Annotated in this window: 16 protein-coding genes; 6 read left to right on the top strand and 10 right to left on the bottom strand. The window is 42.1% G+C overall.

Annotated features, from left to right (window positions below; genetic code table 11):
* Window positions 1–32: 32 nt before the first annotated feature.
* The 4 genes from gluQRS to QUD85_RS13135 form a co-directional block, all read right to left on the bottom strand.
* Window positions 33–929 carry a tRNA glutamyl-Q(34) synthetase GluQRS gene (gluQRS, locus tag QUD85_RS13150; RefSeq protein WP_093331053.1) on the bottom strand — a complete coding sequence of 299 codons (897 nt, stop codon included), beginning with the start codon at window positions 927–929 and terminating at the stop codon, window positions 33–35.
* A gap of 6 nt (window positions 930–935) precedes the next feature.
* Complete coding sequence (dksA, locus tag QUD85_RS13145) at window positions 936–1,376, bottom strand: RNA polymerase-binding protein DksA (protein WP_093331056.1); 441 nt, start codon at window positions 1,374–1,376, stop codon at window positions 936–938.
* 272 nt (window positions 1,377–1,648) lie between these two features.
* Window positions 1,649–2,362 (bottom strand): DNA/RNA nuclease SfsA, encoded by a 714-nt coding sequence (gene sfsA, locus QUD85_RS13140; protein WP_093331059.1) that lies wholly within the window; start codon window positions 2,360–2,362, stop codon window positions 1,649–1,651.
* Between the two features lie 73 nt (window positions 2,363–2,435).
* Complete coding sequence (locus tag QUD85_RS13135; protein WP_093331061.1) at window positions 2,436–2,831, bottom strand: hypothetical protein; 396 nt, start codon at window positions 2,829–2,831, stop codon at window positions 2,436–2,438.
* 175 nt (window positions 2,832–3,006) lie between these two features.
* On the opposite strand from QUD85_RS13135, the gene hrpB reads away from it, so the two are divergent.
* The 4 genes from hrpB (at window position 3,007) to rluF (ending at window position 9,929) form a co-directional block, all read left to right on the top strand.
* Complete coding sequence (hrpB, locus tag QUD85_RS13130) at window positions 3,007–5,499, top strand: ATP-dependent helicase HrpB (protein WP_093331064.1); 2,493 nt, start codon at window positions 3,007–3,009, stop codon at window positions 5,497–5,499.
* Window positions 5,500–5,593: 94 nt separating this feature from the next.
* Window positions 5,594–6,658, top strand: coding sequence for a CNNM domain-containing protein (locus QUD85_RS13125; RefSeq protein WP_093331066.1), 1,065 nt, complete (start codon window positions 5,594–5,596; stop codon window positions 6,656–6,658).
* The gene (gene mrcB / locus QUD85_RS13120) at window positions 6,651–8,981 is read left to right on the top strand and encodes a penicillin-binding protein 1B (protein WP_093331068.1); all 2,331 of its coding nucleotides are present in this window, start codon (window positions 6,651–6,653) and stop codon (window positions 8,979–8,981) included. The genes QUD85_RS13125 and mrcB overlap by 8 nt, the downstream gene beginning before the upstream one ends.
* A gap of 87 nt (window positions 8,982–9,068) precedes the next feature.
* Entirely contained in the window at window positions 9,069–9,929 is an 861-nt protein-coding gene (rluF, locus tag QUD85_RS13115) for a 23S rRNA pseudouridine(2604) synthase RluF (protein ID WP_093331071.1), read from the top strand.
* A gap of 33 nt (window positions 9,930–9,962) precedes the next feature.
* On the opposite strand, the gene QUD85_RS13110 is transcribed toward rluF, so the two are convergent.
* From QUD85_RS13110 to uvrA, 6 genes are all read right to left on the bottom strand, one after another.
* Window positions 9,963–10,205, bottom strand: coding sequence for a DUF6868 family protein (locus QUD85_RS13110; RefSeq protein WP_093331074.1), 243 nt, complete (start codon window positions 10,203–10,205; stop codon window positions 9,963–9,965).
* A gap of 108 nt (window positions 10,206–10,313) precedes the next feature.
* On the bottom strand, window positions 10,314–12,206 hold the full coding sequence (locus QUD85_RS13105) for a propionyl-CoA synthetase (RefSeq protein WP_093331076.1): 1,893 nt from the start codon (window positions 12,204–12,206) through the stop codon (window positions 10,314–10,316).
* Between the two features lie 142 nt (window positions 12,207–12,348).
* Window positions 12,349–13,239, bottom strand: coding sequence for a spermidine synthase (locus QUD85_RS13100; RefSeq protein ID WP_093331079.1), 891 nt, complete (start codon window positions 13,237–13,239; stop codon window positions 12,349–12,351).
* Window positions 13,229–13,870, bottom strand: coding sequence for a fused MFS/spermidine synthase (locus tag QUD85_RS13095; RefSeq protein ID WP_093331081.1), 642 nt, complete (start codon window positions 13,868–13,870; stop codon window positions 13,229–13,231). The genes QUD85_RS13100 and QUD85_RS13095 overlap by 11 nt, the downstream gene beginning before the upstream one ends.
* An 84-nt stretch (window positions 13,871–13,954) precedes the next feature.
* A complete protein-coding gene (locus tag QUD85_RS13090; protein WP_093331083.1) occupies window positions 13,955–14,518 on the bottom strand; it encodes a hypothetical protein in 564 nt (187 codons plus the stop codon).
* A 24-nt stretch (window positions 14,519–14,542) separates the two neighbouring features.
* Window positions 14,543–17,368 carry an excinuclease ABC subunit UvrA gene (uvrA, locus tag QUD85_RS13085; RefSeq protein WP_093331086.1) on the bottom strand — a complete coding sequence of 942 codons (2,826 nt, stop codon included), beginning with the start codon at window positions 17,366–17,368 and terminating at the stop codon, window positions 14,543–14,545.
* Window positions 17,369–17,583: 215 nt separating this feature from the next.
* Between uvrA and QUD85_RS13080 the strand changes: the two genes are divergently transcribed.
* The gene (locus QUD85_RS13080) at window positions 17,584–18,945 is read left to right on the top strand and encodes an MFS transporter (protein WP_093331088.1); all 1,362 of its coding nucleotides are present in this window, start codon (window positions 17,584–17,586) and stop codon (window positions 18,943–18,945) included.
* A 129-nt stretch (window positions 18,946–19,074) separates the two neighbouring features.
* On the top strand, window positions 19,075–21,102 hold the full coding sequence (locus QUD85_RS13075) for an NADPH-dependent 2,4-dienoyl-CoA reductase (protein WP_093331091.1): 2,028 nt from the start codon (window positions 19,075–19,077) through the stop codon (window positions 21,100–21,102).
* Window positions 21,103–21,112 lie beyond the last annotated feature (10 nt).

The following is a 21,112-nucleotide window of genomic DNA, read 5'->3' as shown; positions in this document are numbered from 1 at the left end:
TGATGGTTTTTTCTACGAAAATATGTGTACTTCTAGCTGATTTCGATAGTTGTGGTTTGAGGAACTAATTGGCGTTGCCAATGAGATATGGCCCAACCTAAAATTTCTGTATGTGTTCCTTCTGATAACTCTTTTGGTGTTGTCAGCCCCAAAAAGTTTAAAGCGGCTATTAGTGTTGGAGTGGGGTTGTTACAGTCTATCGCTGGGGCTTTGTTTTGCTTACTCAGCTTATATCCTTGATCCGTTGTTGCTAAAGGAAAATGACCGTAAGTCGGCGCTTGCAGATTCAAGGTATGAAATAAAGACAGCTGCCTTGCTGTTGGTTCGAGTAAATCACAGCCTCTAATTACATGACTAATGTTCTGATAGGCATCGTCGGCAACCGCTGCTAAGTTATATGCAAATAACCCGTCTTTTCTAAACAGTATAAAGTCTTCTGCAGCGAGTGCTTTGTCACAGACGACTTTACCTTGAATCAAATCATTGAATTGATAAATAGCTTGCTGATTATTCAGTCTAATAGCATAAGGTGCGCTAACATCTTCTTTGTTTTTACAGCGACCTTGGTAAATACCGCCATCAGCTTTTATTTGTGCTCGCGTGCAATTGCAATGATAGGTTAACCGCCTAGCATGCAACTCGGCCAATAACTCTTTGTAATAGCTCGACTGTTGGCTTTGATAAAGTGGCGACTCGTCCCAATACAAGCCGTATGCCTCTAGCGTACGTTGTATTTGGTCGGCAGCTCCTTCCATTTCTCTAGGTGGATCGATATCTTCTATTCGAAGTAACCATTGGCCTTGATGGGCTTTTGCGTCTAAATAACTCGCGAGTGCTGCGATCAGGGAGCCAAAGTGTAACAGGCCCGAGGGAGAGGGAGCAAAGCGACCGCGATAAGGAGTCGGTCGCTGACTTACTGTACTGAGCATGCAGGACTAACCTGCCATTTGACGCTCTTTAATTTCTGCTAATGTTTTACATTCGATACAAAGGTCCGCTGTAGGGCGTGCCTCTAAACGACGAATGCCTATTTCGATGCCACACGCATCACAGAAACCGAAATCATCTTCTTCAATTAACTGAAGTGTTTTTTCAATTTTCTTGATGAGTTTACGCTCACGGTCACGTGTTCTTAACTCTAAACTGAACTCTTCTTCTTGCGCTGCTCGATCAACAGGATCTGGGAAATTAGCAGCTTCATCTTGCATATGTGTAACCGTACGATCTACTTCTTCACGAAGTTGATTACGCCAAGCTTCTAGAATCTTTTTAAAATGTTCTAGTTGCTCAGGGTTCATGTATTCTTCGCCTTTCTTTTCTTGATACGGTTCAACACCGGCAAGGGCTAAAATACCTAAAGGTTTGTTTGTTGGCATGCTGACTCTCCTAATGCTAGCAGTTAACGCTCTGGCAAACGTAAACTGGACTGCCAATACATCTGATAAAACTACTCGCTTATATTGTGTCTCGAATTGTAATTTCAAGTAAACCGAATGATTTTATTTATTATTTAATTAAATCAAAAGCTTATGAAAATATTAGCGCAGAGACCAATTTTAAACGGCCATTCATTATGAATGAACATGACCTTTTAGCAATTTTTTACCATGCTCGTCAAATAATTTCGATTAAAAATGTTACTTATTTGTTACTGGTTTTGTAAAACGGGCACATGATTAAGTAGAGAAATGTCGAATGATTCTGCGGCTTGAGCAAATTGCGCTTTAATGCCCAGAAAATTGACACCTGCATTTTGGGCTTCAACACAGAGTTGTGCGTACTTTGCATCTATATGCTCAGCTGCCTCTACAGAGTCTATGCCAGAGTGTAGAACCGCGAATATAAGTGTTGCCTTGTCACCGCTTTTTGCAATATCTGCAAGTTCACGCAAATGTTTTTGACCTCGCAGCGTAACAGCGTCAGGAAAATACCCTTGGTTACCTTCGAGCAGTGTCACTGATTTAACTTCAATGATGTGGGCAGAGTCTCCCTGATAAAGCATGAAATCGGCCTTACTATTCTCGTTGCCGTACTTTACTTCTCGCTTTAAGGTATCAAAGGTAAAGTACTCATCGAAAACGCCATTCATTAAAGCTTCTTCTACCAGTTGATTAGCGCGAATGGTATTCACACAAATAAAGTGATTTTGGGCTGTTTGCGTAATTTCCCAGCTGCGTGGGTACTTGCGAGTCTTGCTATTGCTTTCGCTAAACCAAACAGTGTCGCCGGGGGCAGCGCAGCCTGTCATCGCACCGGTATTGGCAACATGGATCGTATCTTGTTGCCCATTGGGTAAAAAAATATCCGCTAAAAAGCGTTTATAGCGTTTAATTAGGGTAGAGCGAAAAAGAGTAAGCTTCATAGCAACAGTCACAAAAACATCATTGGTTATATTATGCCTTAATGACTAAGCACTGTTTAGATTGATTTATCAGTTATTTTTTTGCTAAAAAGGTTTGCATCCAATCGGTCGCACTTTGCTTGTCACAAAAGGTATGAAACTGCACATTACATGCTTGATATACGCGCTGTAATTGCATTTGTTGTAGGTCACCATGATTGGTTTCTAGCAAAATACTGGCATTAGCAACCATGCCATGTTCAACGCGGTGTTTGGTTAGGGATATCAGCGCTTCTTCCGCATCAGGTGTAAAAATCCCCTTTCCATAATAGGTGACAATGCTACCCCAACGGCGTCCATTAAATTGATGCGCGCTGGATTGCGCTTCTTGTGAAAACTGCTTCACAACATCTTCATCAAATGGACCACGTGCTTCCACAAACAAAATATTATCGGTAACGTTGAGTTTGTATGTGCCTTCTTTAAGCATATGTTAGACCTAGGGTGAGTGGATAAGTTTTTATATCAAGTTGTTTTTTTAAAGCCAAGTAAGCAGATTTTTCTCCAATTGCAAGTTAAATAGACGGTTGTATTGGACCAAACTTTTACTCACGTCTTTACCTGCATCTAGATATAATAGTTTAAAAAGTAAAACAGCGAGTTGTATGTACCCTATATCTGAAATCCAACAGCCTTTTATTGATGCTATTTTGCAACATGACACTGTAGTTTTAACTGCACCTCCAGGTGCGGGTAAGTCTACGGTATTACCGCTTTGGCTGTTAGATATCGATGCTTTTAAAGGTAAAAAGATTTACTTGTTACAACCTCGCAGAATTGCCGCAAAGATGATTGCCTTATATCTCGCAAGTCAGCTACAAGAAGAGGTTGGGCAGCGAGTGGGCTATCGCTTAAAACATGACGTGTGTGTCTCAAAACACACGCAATTAGAGGTGATTACTGAAGGGATATTGACCCAGATAATGCAATCAGATCCAGAGATGAATGATTGCGCAATGATTCTGCTTGATGAGTTTCATGAAAGGTCGGTACATGCCGATTTAGCGTTTGCGATTGCTCGTGATATTCAACAAGGTTTTAACGAATCGCTGAAATTAGTTTTGATGTCTGCGACGCTAGATGTGGAGTATTTGCAAAGCGCACTTCCAGACGCGGTGTTTTTGCATAGTCAGGGCAAATCTTTTCCAGTTGATATTCATTATGCGCCTGCTAATGCACTTGATTGGCAGTTACATGCTACGAAAGAAATTAAACGGGCTTTGACGCAATATCAAGGCTCGATTTTGGTTTTTTTACCTGGTGTCAAAGATATTAATTTTATCGCTCGTCAATTATCGGAAAGCCAACATGAAGACGTAAAAGTTGTCGCCTTACATGGCAGTTTGACGCCGCAACAGCAACAACTTGCCATCGCGCATCAAACGGGGCAACGTAAAGTAGTGTTAAGTACCAATATCGCTGAAACGAGTTTAACGATTGAAGGTATACGTATTGTTATTGATGCGGGCTTTGAAAAAGCGGCAAAGTATGATCCAAATGTACGCAGTAATCGCTTAGTTGTTCAGCAAATAGCAAAGTCTTCAGCAACCCAGCGTGCTGGCCGAGCAGGGCGATTGAGTGAGGGCGTATGTATCCGGCTTTATGACAAAGAAGCTTACGCTAGACGGCCTGCACAGCATGAAAGTGAGATTTTGAGGACTGATTTACTACCTGTGGTCCTCGAGGCTGCTCGATGGGGTGTAACCGCATTGTCGCAACTTCCATTACTTACGCTCCCCGTTTTGGTTACGGAAAACTTGGCTTGGCAAGAGCTTAAACAATTAAAGATTGTTGATGACAATCGAAAACTTACTGCCCATGGCGATTCTGTAGCCGCATTTCCAACGTCGCCGAGATTTGCACATATGTTAATTGGCGGCAAATCAATTGAACAAAAACATGAAATTCATGGCTTAGCCTATTTGGCCTGCATACTAGTTTCATTGCTTGAGGAAAAAGATATATTAAGCGGCGATCAAGGTCGTAATCAAACAGACATTAACAGGCGAGTAATGCTATGGCGTGACGCGCCAAAACGCTTTGAACATATTGGTCGGCAAGTAACGCGACTATCGCGAGCGCTCAATGTTAAAAAAGTAGACAGCCTGCCCCTTGAATATAGTGGCTGTTTATTGGCGTTGGCTTTCCCCGAAAACATTGCAAAACAAACCCAAAGTGAAGGACGCTATTTAACCTATGATGGCAAAGGGGTTGTTGTGCCTGTGCAAGATGAATTGAGCTTTGAAGAGGTCATCGTCTATGCGAGCAGTTACACCATTAAGCATCAGAATTTGGTGAGGATGGCTGCGAGGGCATCTTTAACGCAACTAAAGGCATTGGACATAATTGCGCCGGAAGATGTGGATACTGTCTATTTTGACGAACGAAAACAAGCTGTTATTGCGCAACGACAAACTGTTATTGGTCGTATTGTATTGGACAGCAAACCAATAAAAGAGACATTAACCGCTGAACAAATTAGCGATATGTGGCGCACGTTCATTGAGAAGAAAGGGTTAGGTTGCCTAAATTGGCAAGCTGCTGATCAATTATTTTTAGCTAAGCTACGCTGGTTAAATCGGCATCAATCTCACCTTGAGCTGCCCAGTTTCGATGAACAGGCATTACTAAGTAAACTGGACGATTGGTTGGTGCCTTTTGTTGGTGACATTGTGTCTTTGAAAAAGCTTAAACAGCTCGATTTAAAAGCGCAGCTATTGTCATTGCTCACCTATCAGCAACAGCAATTACTAACTAAGGTAGCACCAAGTCATTATGTTGGCCCGACCGGAAGAAAATGCCCTATTCGCTATGGGGAAGAAAAATCACCGATTTTGTCTGTACCCATGCAAGAACTCTATGGGCAAGAAAATACACCAGAAGTGGGTGATTCCAGCGCAGGAAAAGGTATAGCAGTTTTACTTGAAATCGTGTCACCAGCAGGTCGACCGATTCAGTTAACTCAAGACCTAGCTAGATTTTGGGCAGGTTCGTATAGTGAAGTGCAAAAAGACATGAAAGCGAAATACCCTAAACATTTCTGGCCTGACAATCCTGCTCAAGCGAAACCAACCATTAAAACCAAACGGCGCATGTAATATAAAGATCTATACCCAGGTTGTTTAACTGGTTACAATGTTTACATCACGTTTCAATGGTTAAATCTGACTTAACAGCAACGTTTAAACATATATGACTCTACTAATTTTTTATCTTTGTATCGCGATTGGCGTTTCATTCTTGTGTTCTATTCTTGAAGCCGTCTTACTGTCTGTCACGCCTAGTTTTGTTGAGCAAAAAGTACAAGAATCGCCGCGAGCAGCCAAGCTGTTAGTTAAGATAAAGAACAACTTGGATCAGTCGATTTCAAGCATTCTAATTTTAAATACATTTGCTCATACTATGGGTGCAGCGGGTGTAGGTGCTCAAGCCATTAGCGTATTTGGGCCGGAAAAAGAAACGCTAGTCGCATTTGTTCTAACGCTTGCCATTTTGTATTTATCAGAAATTATTCCTAAGACACTGGGTGCTAGGTATTGGCGACAACTCGCTCTACCCTCAGCCTATTTGATCAATGTATTGGTTAAACTAGTGTTCCCACTGGTTTGGTTGTCGAGCAAAATTACCCGTTTGTTCAATAGTAAACAAGGTGACGTGATCAGTAGAGAAGAAGTCCTTGCCCTTGCCGCGTTGAGTCACAAAGCGGGTGCTATTGCCTATAACGAAAGTATTCTTGTGGAGAATATCCTTAATTTAAGAGCAGCAAAAACTGACGATATTTTAACACCAAGGACAGTCGTTCATGCGCTTAACAAATCAGTATCGGTATCAGAAGCTTTAGAGCAGGAAAGCACGGCGAATTTTACGCGCATACCGGTTTATGACGGCACTATTGATAAAGTGGTTGGCTTTATTCATAAAAGTGCGTTGTATGAACAAGATCGCCAAGGTCATGGCGACCAAGCAATCGAACAATATACTAAGCCATTGAAGCGCGTGTCAGAGAACCTTCCAGTACTAGCATTGTTAGACTTGTTTATTAAACGCAAGGCGCACATCTTTTTAGTTGAAGACGAATATGGTCAAACAGCGGGCATTGTTACTTTAGAAGATGCGATTGAAACCTTGCTTGGGCGAGAAATTGTAGACGAAAGTGACCAAGTAGAAGACATGCAAGCACTGGCGAAAAAGAACTATCGTGCCCGCGTAAGGTCAAACCCTAAAATCACCGTAAGTGATACAGATTCTGATGAGTAAGAAAAGACGCACATCCCCATCAAAAAAAGCAGTCAGCAAACCGTCTTCAAACGTTCCTCAAAGTAAACTTAAACGCTTCAGCTTGTTTTGTCTCAAAGCAAGCTTGGTGTTTATTCTTGCCCTTGGTTTATACGTTATTTATTTAGACTCGAAAGTTCGAAAAACGTTTGAAGGGCAACGTTGGCATGTACCTGTCCAAGTCTATGGTGAGATAGAAACTTTTGCCCAAGGCAACTTTCTAAATTTATCTGAACTGCGCACAAACTTGACGCTATTGGGCTATCAAAAAGTTAAAACGGTATTTGAGCCTGGGCAGTTTGCCATGTCAGAAAGTCGCATCATCATTTATCGTCGGTCGTTCGATTTTGGCAGTGGACTCGAGCAACCCGTGCGGATAACTATCGACGTTGAAGACAATCAGGTTAGCCAAGTTTACTTAGAAGATAGCCCAGCATTTGTTGTGCGTTTAGAACCCAAACTTATCGCTAGGATTGTGCCTGACAATAAAGAAGACCGCGTCATAGCGCCATTGCAAACGGTACCTGAACGACTAATAGACACTTTACTATTAGTTGAAGATAGAGATTTTTATTTTCATAAAGGGGTTGCGCCGTTAGCTATCGTTCGAGCGCTTTTTGCCAATTTAGCTGCTGGCAGAACCGTGCAGGGCGGGAGTACGCTTACTCAGCAATTGGTGAAAAATATGTACTTAACGCGTGAAAAAACACTCACGCGTAAAGCGAACGAAGCGTTAATGGCGCTAATTTTGGAATATCGTTACAGCAAAGACCAATTACTTGAAGCGTACATTAATGAAGTGTATTTGGGGCAGCATTATGCCAATGGTATTTATGGTTTTGGCTTAGCGGCAAAATTTTATTTTGGTAAAACAATCGATCAGTTGTCACCTGCGCAAATGGCTACTTTAATAGGTCAGATTAAAGGCCCGAGTTACTACGACCCTTGGCGTTACCCTGAGCGCGCAACAAAAAGGCGCGACCTGATTCTACGCATGATGGCTGAAAACAACTTAATTAACCATGTTGAGTATCAGCACGCCGTTGAATCGCCCTTGTCCGTGCGCAAAACACGCCGGTTAAGCCAACAAGATTACCCTGCTTATATTCAACAGGTTAAACGAGAATTAGCAGATATATTGTCGCCTCAATTACAACAATCTGGGATACGGATTTTTACTGGCTTTTCGCCATCAATTCAAAAAAATGCAGAACAAGCAGTGGCTAAGCGCTTGTCACTATTTGCCAAAGATGGTGAGCAAGCATTGCAAAGTGCGATGATTGTTACTGATAGCTATAGTGGCCAAGTTCGGGCAATTGTCGGCGGAAAGGAAACGCAATATGCTGGTTTTAACCGAGCGTTAAATGCGGCGCGTCCCATTGGTTCGTTAATAAAGCCTATTGTTTATGCTGGCGCATTGGAGCAATACGAGTCTTATCAATTGGGTAGTATACTTAATGACGAAGCAATTACATTAACAAGTGACGCAGGAAAAACATGGCAACCCAAAAACTATGACGGCGAATTTAGAGGAAGGGTGAGTCTACTCGATGCCTTAGTGTATTCGCTCAATGTGCCTACCGTAAATCTTGGCATGGAAATTAGTCTGGACAGGGTTGCTAATTTATTACACATATTGGGTTATGATGAAGACGTACGACATAATCCATCGATGTTGTTAGGGGCAATAGATATGACCCCTTGGCAAGTCAATCAGATATACCTGCCATTATCAGATCATGGTAGATATCAGCGCGCACATACGATTGAAAAGGTGTTGTCGGCGCAAGGTGAAACCTTGTATCAATATGACCATCCTAAGGAACAACGGTTGTCTTTGCAGGCGTCATACTTAATTGATTATAGTCTGCAGCAAGTCACCGAACGAGGCTCAGCGCGTTCACTAAAATGGCGATTGCCCGAGCAGACGCTCGCAGGAAAGACCGGCACCACCAATGAGCAACGCGATAGTTGGTTTGTTGGTTATGATAATCGCCACCTTGTTACTACCTGGGTTGGTAGAGATGACAACAAAGCGACTTCACATACAGGTAGTAGCGGTGCGCTGGTGGTATTTGCAGAATTTATGAAACAGCAGGGTGTTGTACCTTTGCAACGAACAGCGCCAGATGGCGTCGCTATGATGCGTTTTGAAAACACCACAGGTAATGCAGTGACAGACTATTGCGCTGATACAAGGCAGTATCCAGCTATTGTTGCTGGTATCGTAGTCTCTGAGCAATGCCAACAGCCCCGTGGTAAAATTAATACTTGGCTTGGAAGACTATTTGGAGATGATGAATAGCGTGCCTTGCGGTATTAAAGGTTAATTGGTCTTGTGAAGCTGTCGCAGGTATAATTCAACCGCAACATAAAACGCCGGGAGGCAGCAATGACAGAAAGTGAAGGTAAACGACTCAATAAATTTATTAGCGAATCAGGTTTTTGTTCACGAAGAGAAGCTGACAAGTTAATAGAACAACAAAAAGTGACGATAAATGGCGTCATTCCCGCCCTCGGCACTAAGGTTATGCCTACGGATAAGGTTGCGGTCAATGGCAAACTTATCGCTGCTATGCCGGACAACAAATCAGATCGCGTTTATATTGCCTATAACAAGCCTATTGGTATCACTTGTACAACAGAGCGTCATGTTAAAGGAAATATCATTGACGCAATTAAACATAAGCAGCGTATCTTTCCCATAGGTCGACTCGATAAACCGTCAGAAGGGCTTATTTTTCTTACCTCAGATGGCGATATCGTTAATAAAATTCTGCGTGCTGAAAATGCTCACGACAAAGAGTACGTGGTCACCGTTGATAAGCCTATTAGTGAGCGCTTTGTCGAGCGTATGTCACGCGGTGTTCCTATTTTAGGTACCATCACAAATCCTTGTAAGGTTTATCCAGTTTCTAAGTTTGTTTTTAAAATAGTGCTTACACAGGGACTTAATAGGCAAATTCGCCGTATGTGCGAATATCTCGGTTATGAAGTCAAAAAGTTACGACGGACGCGCATAATGAACGTTACCCTTGAAGGTTTGCCCGTTGGAAAGTGGCGCAATTTGACAAAACAGGAAATGGCGCAGATTAATGACGCTGTTAAAGGCAGCAGAAAAACCTCTGTCAAAGCAGAAATGCAGGAAAAATATCAGCAAAAACCTGCTGTAAAACCGGTTCGAGCCAAACAACAAGAAACGAGGCACAAAAAGCCATTGAAAGGAAAGCTTTCGCTAAAGAAACCTACATAAGAAAAAGCCAGTGATAACCACTGGCTTTTTTTCTTAAAGCATAAATTTTAGCGCAATATACGGTACCAAATTAAAGGTAATAAAAAGCATTTTGTAGTTAGCTAAGTATTTGAAATAGGCCTTTTTTATTTCAACGTCTGAGAGTTCAAACATTTTTTGATGAATGGGGCTCACAACATTGATAAAAAACACCAGAAAAATACCAGTAAAGGCAATAATTGAAAGATTAATTACTGTCATCCAACCAAAAAACGCAGTCAGTTCTGCAATACCCATAATGCTACTCCTTTGGCCTGTTTTCTATGCTATTTATATCGCATAAGCATCTGATAGGCAAAGTTATAGTTGTTGAAAATTGTAATTCTACTTCGCTTTTTATGGGGTTTAGATTATTGCCTCAAGCTCTTGTTTAAATTGCACATCAAGCGCATCAATTGTATCGGGTTCGTCTATGGTGGATGGCACCACATATTGTTCGCCATCGGCCATTTGTCGCATCACTTTTCGCAGTATTTTTCCCGAGCGTGTTTTAGGTAAACGAGGCACGATAAGCACTTGCTTTAAGGACGCGATTGCACCAATTTTATGACGAATGTCCTGTTTGAGAGCTGATGTTAAGTTCGCTTTTTCGAAGTCTATTCCATCTTTGACTACAACCAGAGCGAGCGGAACTTGTCCTTTAATCGGACATTTAATACCAACAACAGCGCACTCTACAACCAAGTGATTATGAGCAACAACTTGCTCCATTTCACCGGTAGATAAGCGATGTCCTGCGATGTTAATGATGTCGTCGGTACGCCCCATAATGTGTACATAACCTTGTTCATCAATATAGCCACCATCGCCAGTAATATAATAGCCAGGGAAGGTATTTAAGTAGCCCGCTTTAAAGCGTTCGGGGTTATTCCAGATAGTCGGCAGCGTGCCTGGTGGCAGCGGAAGTTTGATCGCGATGCAGCCTTCCTCGCCAGGAGGCATCGGCTGACCTTCAGGGCTTAGTATTTCTATATGGTAGCCAGGTGTAGGCTTGCCAGCAGAGCCAGCTTTAGTAGCAATTGGTTCTATACCAACAGGGTTTCCTGCAATTGCCCATCCGGTTTCTGTTTGCCACCAATGATCTATAACAGGTCGTTTGGTTGTTTCTTGCAGCCAATGATAAGTTGCTGGGTCGAGCCTTTCACCCGCCAAATATAGGCGTTTGAGCGAAGTAAGATCATAGCCTTCCATCAATGTGGCGTCAGGATCTTCTTTGCGAATGGCGCGAAAAGCAGTTGGCGCACTAAATAAAGCGGTCACCTTGTATTCTTCGCACACCCGCCAAAAAGCGCCTGCGTCTGGTGTCATAACCGGTTTACCTTCATACAGCACGGTCGTACATCCATAAATCAAAGGTGCATACACAATATAGGAGTGACCAACAACCCAACCTACATCTGAAGCCGCCCAAAAGACTTCTCCGGGGCGCATGCCATAAACCGCCTCCATACTATAGTGCATGGCTACCGCATGGCCGCCATTGTCGCGCATCACGCCTTTTGGCGTACCTGTTGTGCCGGAGGTATAAAGTACATATAGCGGGTCTGTTGCATTAACCGGTACGGGAGGGTGTTCTGTGGCTTCTGACATTAGCTCTTGCCAATTAAAATCGCGGCCAACAATGAGCTCACTGATGTGCATGTCCCGTTGAAAAACAATACAGCTTTCGGGTTTGTTTACAGACTCTTCGATTGCTTTATCTACCAATGGCTTATAAGGAATGAGCTTGCTAACTTCTATACCGCAGCTGGCGGTAACAATTACTTTAGGTTTAGCGTCATCAATACGTACAGCAAGTTCGTGAGGGGCGAAGCCGCCGAAGACCACAGAATGGACCGCACCTAAACGTGCTGTTGCCAACATTGCAATAGCAGCCTCTGGAATCATAGGCATATAAATTAGCACTCTATCGCCCTTAGCAATTCCTTTTTTAGCGAGCACATCAGCAAATTTAGCAACAAGATGCTTTAGTTCAACATAGCTATATCGACGTTTTGTATTGGTTACGGGAGAGTCATAAATCAGCGCCGTTTGTTCGCCTCGACCATGGTTAATATGGTAGTCCAACGCGAGATAACTGGTGTTAAGCATACCGCCTTCGTACCATCGATAAAAACCAGATTGATCTTGTGACAGTATTTGTTTGGGCGATTCAAACCAATCAATACGTTGGCTGTTTTGTTGCCAGAACTCTTCTGGTTTAGCTATGGAATGTTGATAGTGCTCAGCGTAACTCATAATAACCTCAATCCTATTGTGGTTTTGTAAGAGTTAGTCTAGAGCGAGATTGTGCTAGTTTGAATTAGACCTTTGGCTAATAGTCTTTAGAAAGAGAGGAGCATGCTGATCTCAGGAACGACATGCTCTTTTAACAGATTGCTTACTGGTTAAGTAAATTAGCCGGCGAATATTGGTCGGTTAAAATACGCGTATTTTTAGGCCAATCTTGATTGTTTTTTGTGGATGACATGGCATTAATTAATTCATAAATATCAATACCATAATCTTTTAAACTTGCATCAACTGCTTCAGCTCGTTTTGTGATGAGCTCACTATCAACTTGACCAGACTTAGTCGCTAAAATAATGCGATTACTTCTACGCTGTGTTTGGACTTGGTAGTAATCTCCAAATACGTCGTAATAGGTCGCTGATTCATAATCATATAAGGCTGAGCTACTAAATGTATTCGCTGCAACTACGCCGTTTTCACTTAATAAAGCTTTTGTTTCTTCTAGGAATTCTTTGGTAAGTAAATGTTCTGGAATGTAGTCACCGTTAAACGCATCTAAGATAATCCAGTCATAAGATTGTTTGCGCAGTGCTGCACGTTTTATGAAAATTCGGCCGTCCGCTTCAATGGTGGAAATCTTGTCATTTTCGATGAAATCAAAGTACTTCCTTGCCACTTTTACAACGGCAGGGTCGATTTCAACATTGTCTATTATCGCATCTGGATATAGGTGATGAATGGTGTTTGACATTGTACCGCCACCAAGCCCGATAATAAGTACGCTTTTTGGTGGCTCTATCATCAACAAGCTAGCGAACATCATTTTAGTGTAATTAAACACTAAGTAATCAGGGTCATTTTTTAACATACAGCTTTGATGCGTCAGGGTATCTTTTACGTTGAATTTTAAGCAGCGTAAATTGTCTCTATCTTCAACAAAAATATTGCGATAAAGGGATTTCTCTTGATGAATAATATCAGCGTTAGCAAGTGTACTCGTTAAAGCCGCCAACAATAATACAAAGAGTTTATTGCGCATGTGCCATTGCCTCTTGATGCTTTTTATTAAGTAAAATAGCAACTACGCCAAGGAATACAAGCAAACTGCTATAGGTGACAATTAGGGTGTTAACTTCAAAATAAAGGACAAAATAAAACGATGTGAAAATTGTCCCCAAAGCACTGCCTAGTGTTGATACAAAGTACAAGGTACCGGCAACTTGACCACTATGTTCTTTGTCAGTTACCAGCAGTCTAACTGAATAAGGAGAAATCATCCCAAGTACGATCGTTGGGATAAAAAACAGAATCATCGAGGTAACAAGTGAACCATATCTAGGGTCTTCTATCGCAAGGAAAACTGCTTCCATGATAGGTGTAGCAAACAGCGCAATAGGCAAAACTAAAACACCTGCAACACCAAAAATTGAACCGTATTTTTTTAGGTTAGCGTTAGTAACCGACCACTTACCACCAATAAGGTAGCCAATGGACAGTGCCAACATAAACACGGTGATAATACTGCCCCAAATATGGACACTAGATCCGAAATAAGGCGCAAGGATACGTCCACCAAGTAACTCTATGCCCATGATAGAAAAACCTGATGTGAACGCGAGAACATAAATAAAAAGATTGTAGGCAAAAGAGCTACGAGATTGGTTAGCCATTTATAATTATACTTAGAACAACAGTGGCTTTATCTTATGCTTTATTGGCGAAAATTAGTAGCAATTTCCGCCAATAATTTGATGCTATTTTAGCCTTTTTACATTAATTGTTCTGTTGCTATCTTGGCGTTGCGCTCTAAATGAACCAAATGAACCTCTAGTGATAATCAGAGTGTCGCCAACTTTTACTTTAAATCGTTTACTACTTGTTTGTTTCCACGTTTGTCCATTGTCTAAATACAAAATAAACAGACCATGTGGGTTTTTCTTAACGTTGGTTACTGTCGCTGAAATTTCATCAATAACGTCTTCTAATGCGCGCTTTTCTTCCAAGCCAAAATTGTCTTCTTTGATTGCTTGTGGTGCAGCAGTGCTACTAGATGTTGCCGCAACCGCCGGCGCAGCTATTTCTGCTTCAGTAGGCGCGGGTAACTTGTCAGCTTCCTTGACGGTTTCGGCTGCGGTAGTTGCGCTTGCTGTTTCAGTTGCTGACTGCGATAGGTCGTCAGTTAACTTTTCATAACAGCTTAATTTTTCTAAGCTATTATTTATTTTTTTACATGCTTGTAATTGTGATAGTTCAACCTGCTGCGCACCAACACTTGTGGACGCCAAAGCGAATGAAATAATCGTTAAAAATTGCTTCACACTTTACCTCTATATAATTTCTATTTACTTCAACATAGGTTTAAGGAACCTAGCGGTATGAGAACGTTTTTCAGTACAAATATCTTCAGGGCTACCAGCGACGAGAATTTCGCCACCACCGGAGCCACCCTCAGGGCCTAAATCTACAATCCAGTCAGCCGTTTTTACAACATCTAGATTATGCTCTATGACAACGATAGTGTTGCCGTGATCGCGTAGCCTATGAATGACCTGTAATAACTGTTTTATGTCGTGAAAATGCAGACCTGTGGTTGGCTCATCCAAAATATACAAGGTTTTACCTGTATCTCGTTTTGATAGTTCTTTCGACAACTTAACCCGCTGTGCTTCACCACCAGACAAGGTTGTAGCCGATTGTCCTAACTTGATGTAGCTTAGGCCGACATCCATTAAGGTTTGCAGTTTTCGTTTAACTGCTGGAATTGGCGCGAAAAACTCAAAGGCATCCTCAATGGTCATATCCAATACTTGATGAATGTTCTTGCCTTTGTATTTTACTTCTAATGTTTCACGGTTGTAGCGCTTGCCTTTACACACATCGCAAGGCACGTAAACATCAGGTAAGAAGTGCATTTCTACTTTAATCACACCATCACCTTGGCAAGCTTCACAGCGTCCACCTTTGACATTAAAGCTGAATCTGCCAGGTTTATAACCGCGTGAACGAGCTTCTTGCGTACCAGCAAAAATTTCACGTACAGCGGTAAAAATACCTGTGTAGGTTGCAGGGTTTGATCTTGGCGTACGTCCTATCGGGCTCTGGTCAATATCGATGACTTTATCTAGTTTTTCTAATCCAGTTATCGATGTGTAAGGAGCGGGTTCCGCCGTTGTTGCGCCATTAAGTTCAGTGTGCGCAAGCTTATACAACGTATCGTTAATTAGCGTGGATTTACCGGAGCCAGATACACCCGTAATACAGGTCATTAGGCCAATAGGCACGGTTAAATCGACATTTTTAAGGTTGTTACCACTCGCACCTTTAAGTTCAACCACTTCTTTTGCGTTGAACGGCGTACGTTTCTCAGGGATATCGATTGATTCCTTACCCGAGAGATACTTACCGGTGAGTGATTCACTATTATTTAAAATGTCTTCTAGTGAACCTTGTGCAATGACGTTACCACCGTGTACACCAGCGCCAGGGCCGATATCAATAATATAATCTGCTTCTTTAATAGCATCTTCATCGTGTTCAACAACGATAACCGTGTTACCTAGATCGCGCAGATGGACCAAGGTATTTAATAGGCGTTCATTGTCGCGCTGATGCAAACCAATTGAGGGTTCATCTAGCACGTACATGACACCCACTAAACCCGCACCAATTTGGCTCGCCAAACGGATACGCTGGGCTTCGCCCCCTGACAACGTGTCAGCACTGCGTGACAGGTTTAGGTAGTTAAGGCCAACATTGACCAAAAAGCCTAAACGGTCATTAATTTCTTTTAGAATTTTTTCTGCTATTTGCGCCCGCTGTCCTTGAAAATCAGCCGACTCGAAGAAACTAAGGGCTTCAGCTATAGAATACTCAGTAATCGTAGGTAGCGGTGTATCATCAATAAATACGTTACGCGCTTCTAGACGTAAACGGCTACCATGACAATCAGGGCAAGGCTGGCTGTTTAAATACTTGGCTAGTTCTTCGCGCACAGCATTTGATTCAGTCTCTCGATATCGCCTGTCCATATTATTCAAAATACCTTCAAATGGATGCTTGCGAATTACAACATCACCGCGATCATTCATGTATTTGAATTCTATTTCTTCTTTTCCAGAACCATATAAAATCAGTGTTTTTGCTTGCTCAGGCAATTCATTGTATGGCTTGGATAGATCAAAGTTAAAGTGCTCGGCGAGCGCTTGTAGCATTTGAAAATAATAAAAATTGCGCTTGTCCCAGCCGCGAATCGCGCCGCCCGATAAAGATAGCTCTGGGTTAACAATAACTCGACTTGGATCAAAAAATTGCTGCGTACCAAGACCATCACACGTTTGACAGGCACCTGCGGGATTATTGAATGAGAACAAGCGAGGTTCGAGTTCTTGCATGCTGTAACCACAAACAGGACAGGCAAAATTAGCAGAAAAGATTAATTCTTCACGATCTGGCTCATCCATAAAGGCTACTTTTGCTGTACCAGAAGTAAGCGCTAGCGCTGTTTCAAATGATTCTGACAAGCGTAATTGAATATCGTCGCGCACCTTCAAACGGTCGACAACGACTTCAATAGTGTGTTTTTTATGAAGTTCTAATTCCGGTGGATCGGATAAATCACATACCTCGCCATCAATGCGAGCGCGAATGTAACCCTGTGCAGCAAGGTTGTCGAGTAGCTTTATGTGCTCGCCTTTTCGATCTTGTAACACGGGCGCTAGCACCATGACTTTGGTCCCTTCATCTAGCGCTAATACTTTATCTACCATTTGAGACACGGTTTGCGCCGCCAACGGAATACTATGATCTGGGCATCGCGGCTCACCAACACGAGCGTAAAGCAATCTCAAATAATCATATATTTCAGTAATGGTACCAACCGTTGAGCGAGGGTTATGCGATGTTGATTTTTGTTCTATAGAAATCGCCGGCGATAAGCCTTCTATATGATCAACATCAGGCTTTTCCATTAACGATAGAAATTGTCTTGCATACGCAGAGAGCGATTCAACATACCGTCGCTGCCCTTCAGCGTATAAGGTATCAAAAGCAAGAGAAGACTTACCGGAACCCGATAGACCGGTTATAACGATGAGTTTGTCGCGGGGAATATCAAGATCAAAATTTTTAAGATTGTGGGTTCTAGCCCCTCTAACTTCTATCTTTTTCATAATGGCGCCATTAAATGATGGAACCAAACATTATGTCATAACTTTGGTCAGGATTTCACCTATCAATACAAAAAGAATAAACACTTTCGGATTGTTTTATTTGCATTGCTACCAAAACGAGCAAAAGAAAAGTTTAGCTGTGTTTATGAAACATAATTAAGCGTGCTAGAATAACGCAACAAAAATCCCGTGAGCTATTACACCTTCAACGAATCATGCGTGTCGATGCACTTAACACTACAGAAAAAAAAGCAGCAATCTCTTTAGCTGCAGTATTTGGCCTGCGTATGCTTGGCTTATTTATGCTACTGCCTGTTTTTGCTATTTATGGCACTGAACTAGAGGGATATAGCCCGCTTTGGGTCGGTATAGCGATAGGTGCATATGGCTTAACGCAAGCTATTTTACAGATCCCAATGGGCATGTTATCGGACAAATTTGGCCGTAAGCCGATTATTCTCGCCGGACTTTTTGTCTTTTTACTCGGTAGTGTTATTGCAGCAAATGCCGAAACGATATACGAGGTAGTGTTTGGTAGAGCATTGCAGGGCATGGGGGCTATTGCTAGTGCCATCTTAGCATTGGCCGCAGATCTAACGCGAGAAGAACAGCGCCCCAAAGTAATGGCAACTATTGGTATGTTTATCGGTTTGTCTTTTACCTTGGCAATGGTTATTGGCCCTATTGTTGCTGATGCATTCGCATTGTCTGGCTTGTTTTGGTTGACCGCATTGCTCACACTTTTCGCGATGTTGGCGATTCAGTTTGTTGTACCCAATGCCATCAATAAGGCCCCTAAGGGCGACAATCTGCCTATGCCACAGCAAATGAAAAAGCTGATCTCGCATCCGCAGCTACTGCGACTTAATGTTGGTGTATTTGTACTTCATATGGCGCTTACTGCTTGTTTTGTGGTTATTCCTACGTATCTAGTGTCTGCTGGTCTAAATCTAGAATCTCATTGGCTTGTATACTTACCTGTTTTGCTTGGTTCGTTCTTTGTTATGGTGCCTTTTATGATTTGGGCAATGAAGAAAAACAAAGAAAAGGGCATGTTTAACAGTGCTATAGCGCTTCTAGCTATTGCGATGTTTGCCGCATATGTTGCGCCTGTGACTTTGATCAATTTAATCGTGATATTGATGGCCTTTTTCATTGCATTTAATTATCTAGAAGCAACAATGCCATCGCTGTTGTCTCGCATTACTCCGGCAGGCGTAAAAGGCAGTGCAATGGGTATCTATTCGAGTAGCCAATTTTTTGGTGCATTCGTTGGCGGCTTAGTAGGTGGGTGGTTAACCGTAGAATACAACGATCATATGCTTTTTGCCGTGATGACACTCTGTATTGTTGGTTGGTTCTTACTTAATTTATCGCTAAAAATGGCGCCAAAAGGCAAAAACTTTAGTTTTAAGACGCCACAATATGACGAGCAAACAGCTGAGATTGCCCTATCTAAATTAACGGCTATTCCAGGCGTATTAGAAGCAACAATTGTCCATTCCGAGTCAGTTGCTTACGTCAAACTCAATGACAAAGAAACAGATATAAACCGCGTTAAGCAAGTCCTTAGTTAAAGAGTAACTTTATCGCGTGAATCAACACTCCTCTTTTGACTTAAACTGACACCTGTCAAAATTGCTTGATCTTTCGCCGTAGAACGATACACTTAATGATAACTGGTTAGACCAATGGTACGAAAAAAGATGACAAAAAATACGGCATATCCGCATTTAATGGAGCCATTAGATTTAGGCTTTACACAAATTCAAAACCGCACACTGATGGGTTCTATGCACTTAGGCCTTGAAGAGGAAAAAGGTGGCTTTCAAAAGATGGCTGCTTTTTATGAAGCACGTGCCAAAGGTGGCGTGGGCATCATTGTTACGGGCGGTATCAGTCCAAATTTTCGCGGTCGATTAGCACCATTTGGCAGCCAATTGAGTCATTTTTGGCACGTAAAAAAACATAAAATCATAACTGAGGCTGTCCATAAGTATCCCACTAAAATTTGTGTTCAATTACTACATGCCGGCCGATACGGTTATCACCCGTTTAGTGTGTCTGCAACCAAGATAAAGGCACCTATTACGCCTTTTACACCGTCTGAATTATCAGTCAGACAAATTAAGTCGACCATCAAAGATTATGGACGCTCAGTTAAACTTGCCAAAAAGGCAGGTTATGACGGCGTTGAGATTATGGGCTCGGAAGGTTATTTGATTAACCAATTTGCCTGTAAACGCGTCAACAAAAGAAATGACGAGTGGGGCGGTAGTATTGAAAACCGTATGCGCTTAGCTGTTGAGATAGTCAAAGAAGTAAGGCAATCAGCAGGAGATGATTTTATTATTATTTTCCGACTTTCAATGCTTGATTTAGTTGAAGGTGGTAATACTTGGGAAGAAGTCGTCACTATGGCTAAGGCGCTTGAACAAGCGGGTGTGTCTATTATCAATACAGGTATTGGTTGGCATGAAGCTAGGGTACCTACTATAGCAACTTCAGTGCCTCGTGCAGCGTTCACATGGATTACTGAACGTATGAAAAAAGAAGTAAAGGTTCCGCTCGTAACGACCAACCGTATCAATATGCCGGATGTCGCTGAAGATGTGTTGGCAAAAGGACATGCTGATATGGTATCGATGGCGAGGCCGTTTTTAGCAGATGCTGATTTCGTGATAAAAGCTGCAGAAGATAGAGCACATGACATCAACACCTGTATTGGCTGTAATCAGGCCTGTTTAGATCACGTATTTAAGCAGCAAAGAGCTTCCTGTTTGGTTAACCCTGTTGCTTGCTATGAAACAGAACTTACCTTTGAAAAAACAACCTCTCCGAAAAAACTTGCCGTTGTTGGTGCAGGTCCAGCTGGTATGGCATTTAGTTGTTACGCTGCTGAAAAAGGACATCAGGTCACGTTATTTGATAAAGCCGATGAAATTGGTGGTCAATTTAACATAGCCAAACAAATACCAGGCAAAGAAGAGTTTTATGAAACGATGCGTTACTTTACTCATCGCATGGAAGCACTTGGTGTTGAGGTTAAGTTAGGCAGTGAACAATCTGTAGAATCACTTAAACAAGGCTTTGATGAAGTAGTGCTTGCCACGGGTATTGTACCAAGGAAGCTTGATATTCCTGGTATAGACCATGAAAAGGTAAAGAGCTATATCCAAGTGTTAAAAGACAAAGAGCCTGTGGGCAAACGTGTTGCTGTTGTGGGTGCTGGCGGTATTGGTTTTGACGTCAGTGAATATTTGGTTGAAGACGAATCTTTGACAACTAAACCTGAAGAGTGGATGAAAGCGTGGGGTGTAGACAAAAATTACGAACATGCTGGCGCACTATTATCGCAACCAGAATTTCATAAATCTGAACGAGAAGTCTTTTTGTTGCAACGTAAAACCACGAAGGTAGGTGCAGGTTTAGGCAAAACAACAGGTTGGATCCATCGTGCAACGTTGCAAAAAAATGGTGTGCAGATGATTCCGGGTGTTTCTTATAAAGAGATAAATGACAAAGGTTTGGTTATCGATATTGATGGTAAAGAACAATTACTTGAAGTCGATAACGTTGTTATTTGTGCTGGTCAAGAGCCAAACCGTAGTTTATATCAAGGGTTGCTTGATGCGGGTGTTAGTACTCACTTGATTGGTGGCGCAAATGTAGCTGCAGAGCTAGACGCTAAACGCGCAATTCGTCAAGCCGCAGAACTAGCTATGACGCTATAAGCCGCGAACT

The sequence above is a fragment of the Thalassotalea agarivorans genome, from assembly GCF_030295955.1.
GTDB classification, from domain to species: domain Bacteria; phylum Pseudomonadota; class Gammaproteobacteria; order Enterobacterales; family Alteromonadaceae; genus Thalassotalea_D; species Thalassotalea_D agarivorans.
This window is presented reverse-complemented; position numbering and strand designations above follow the sequence as displayed.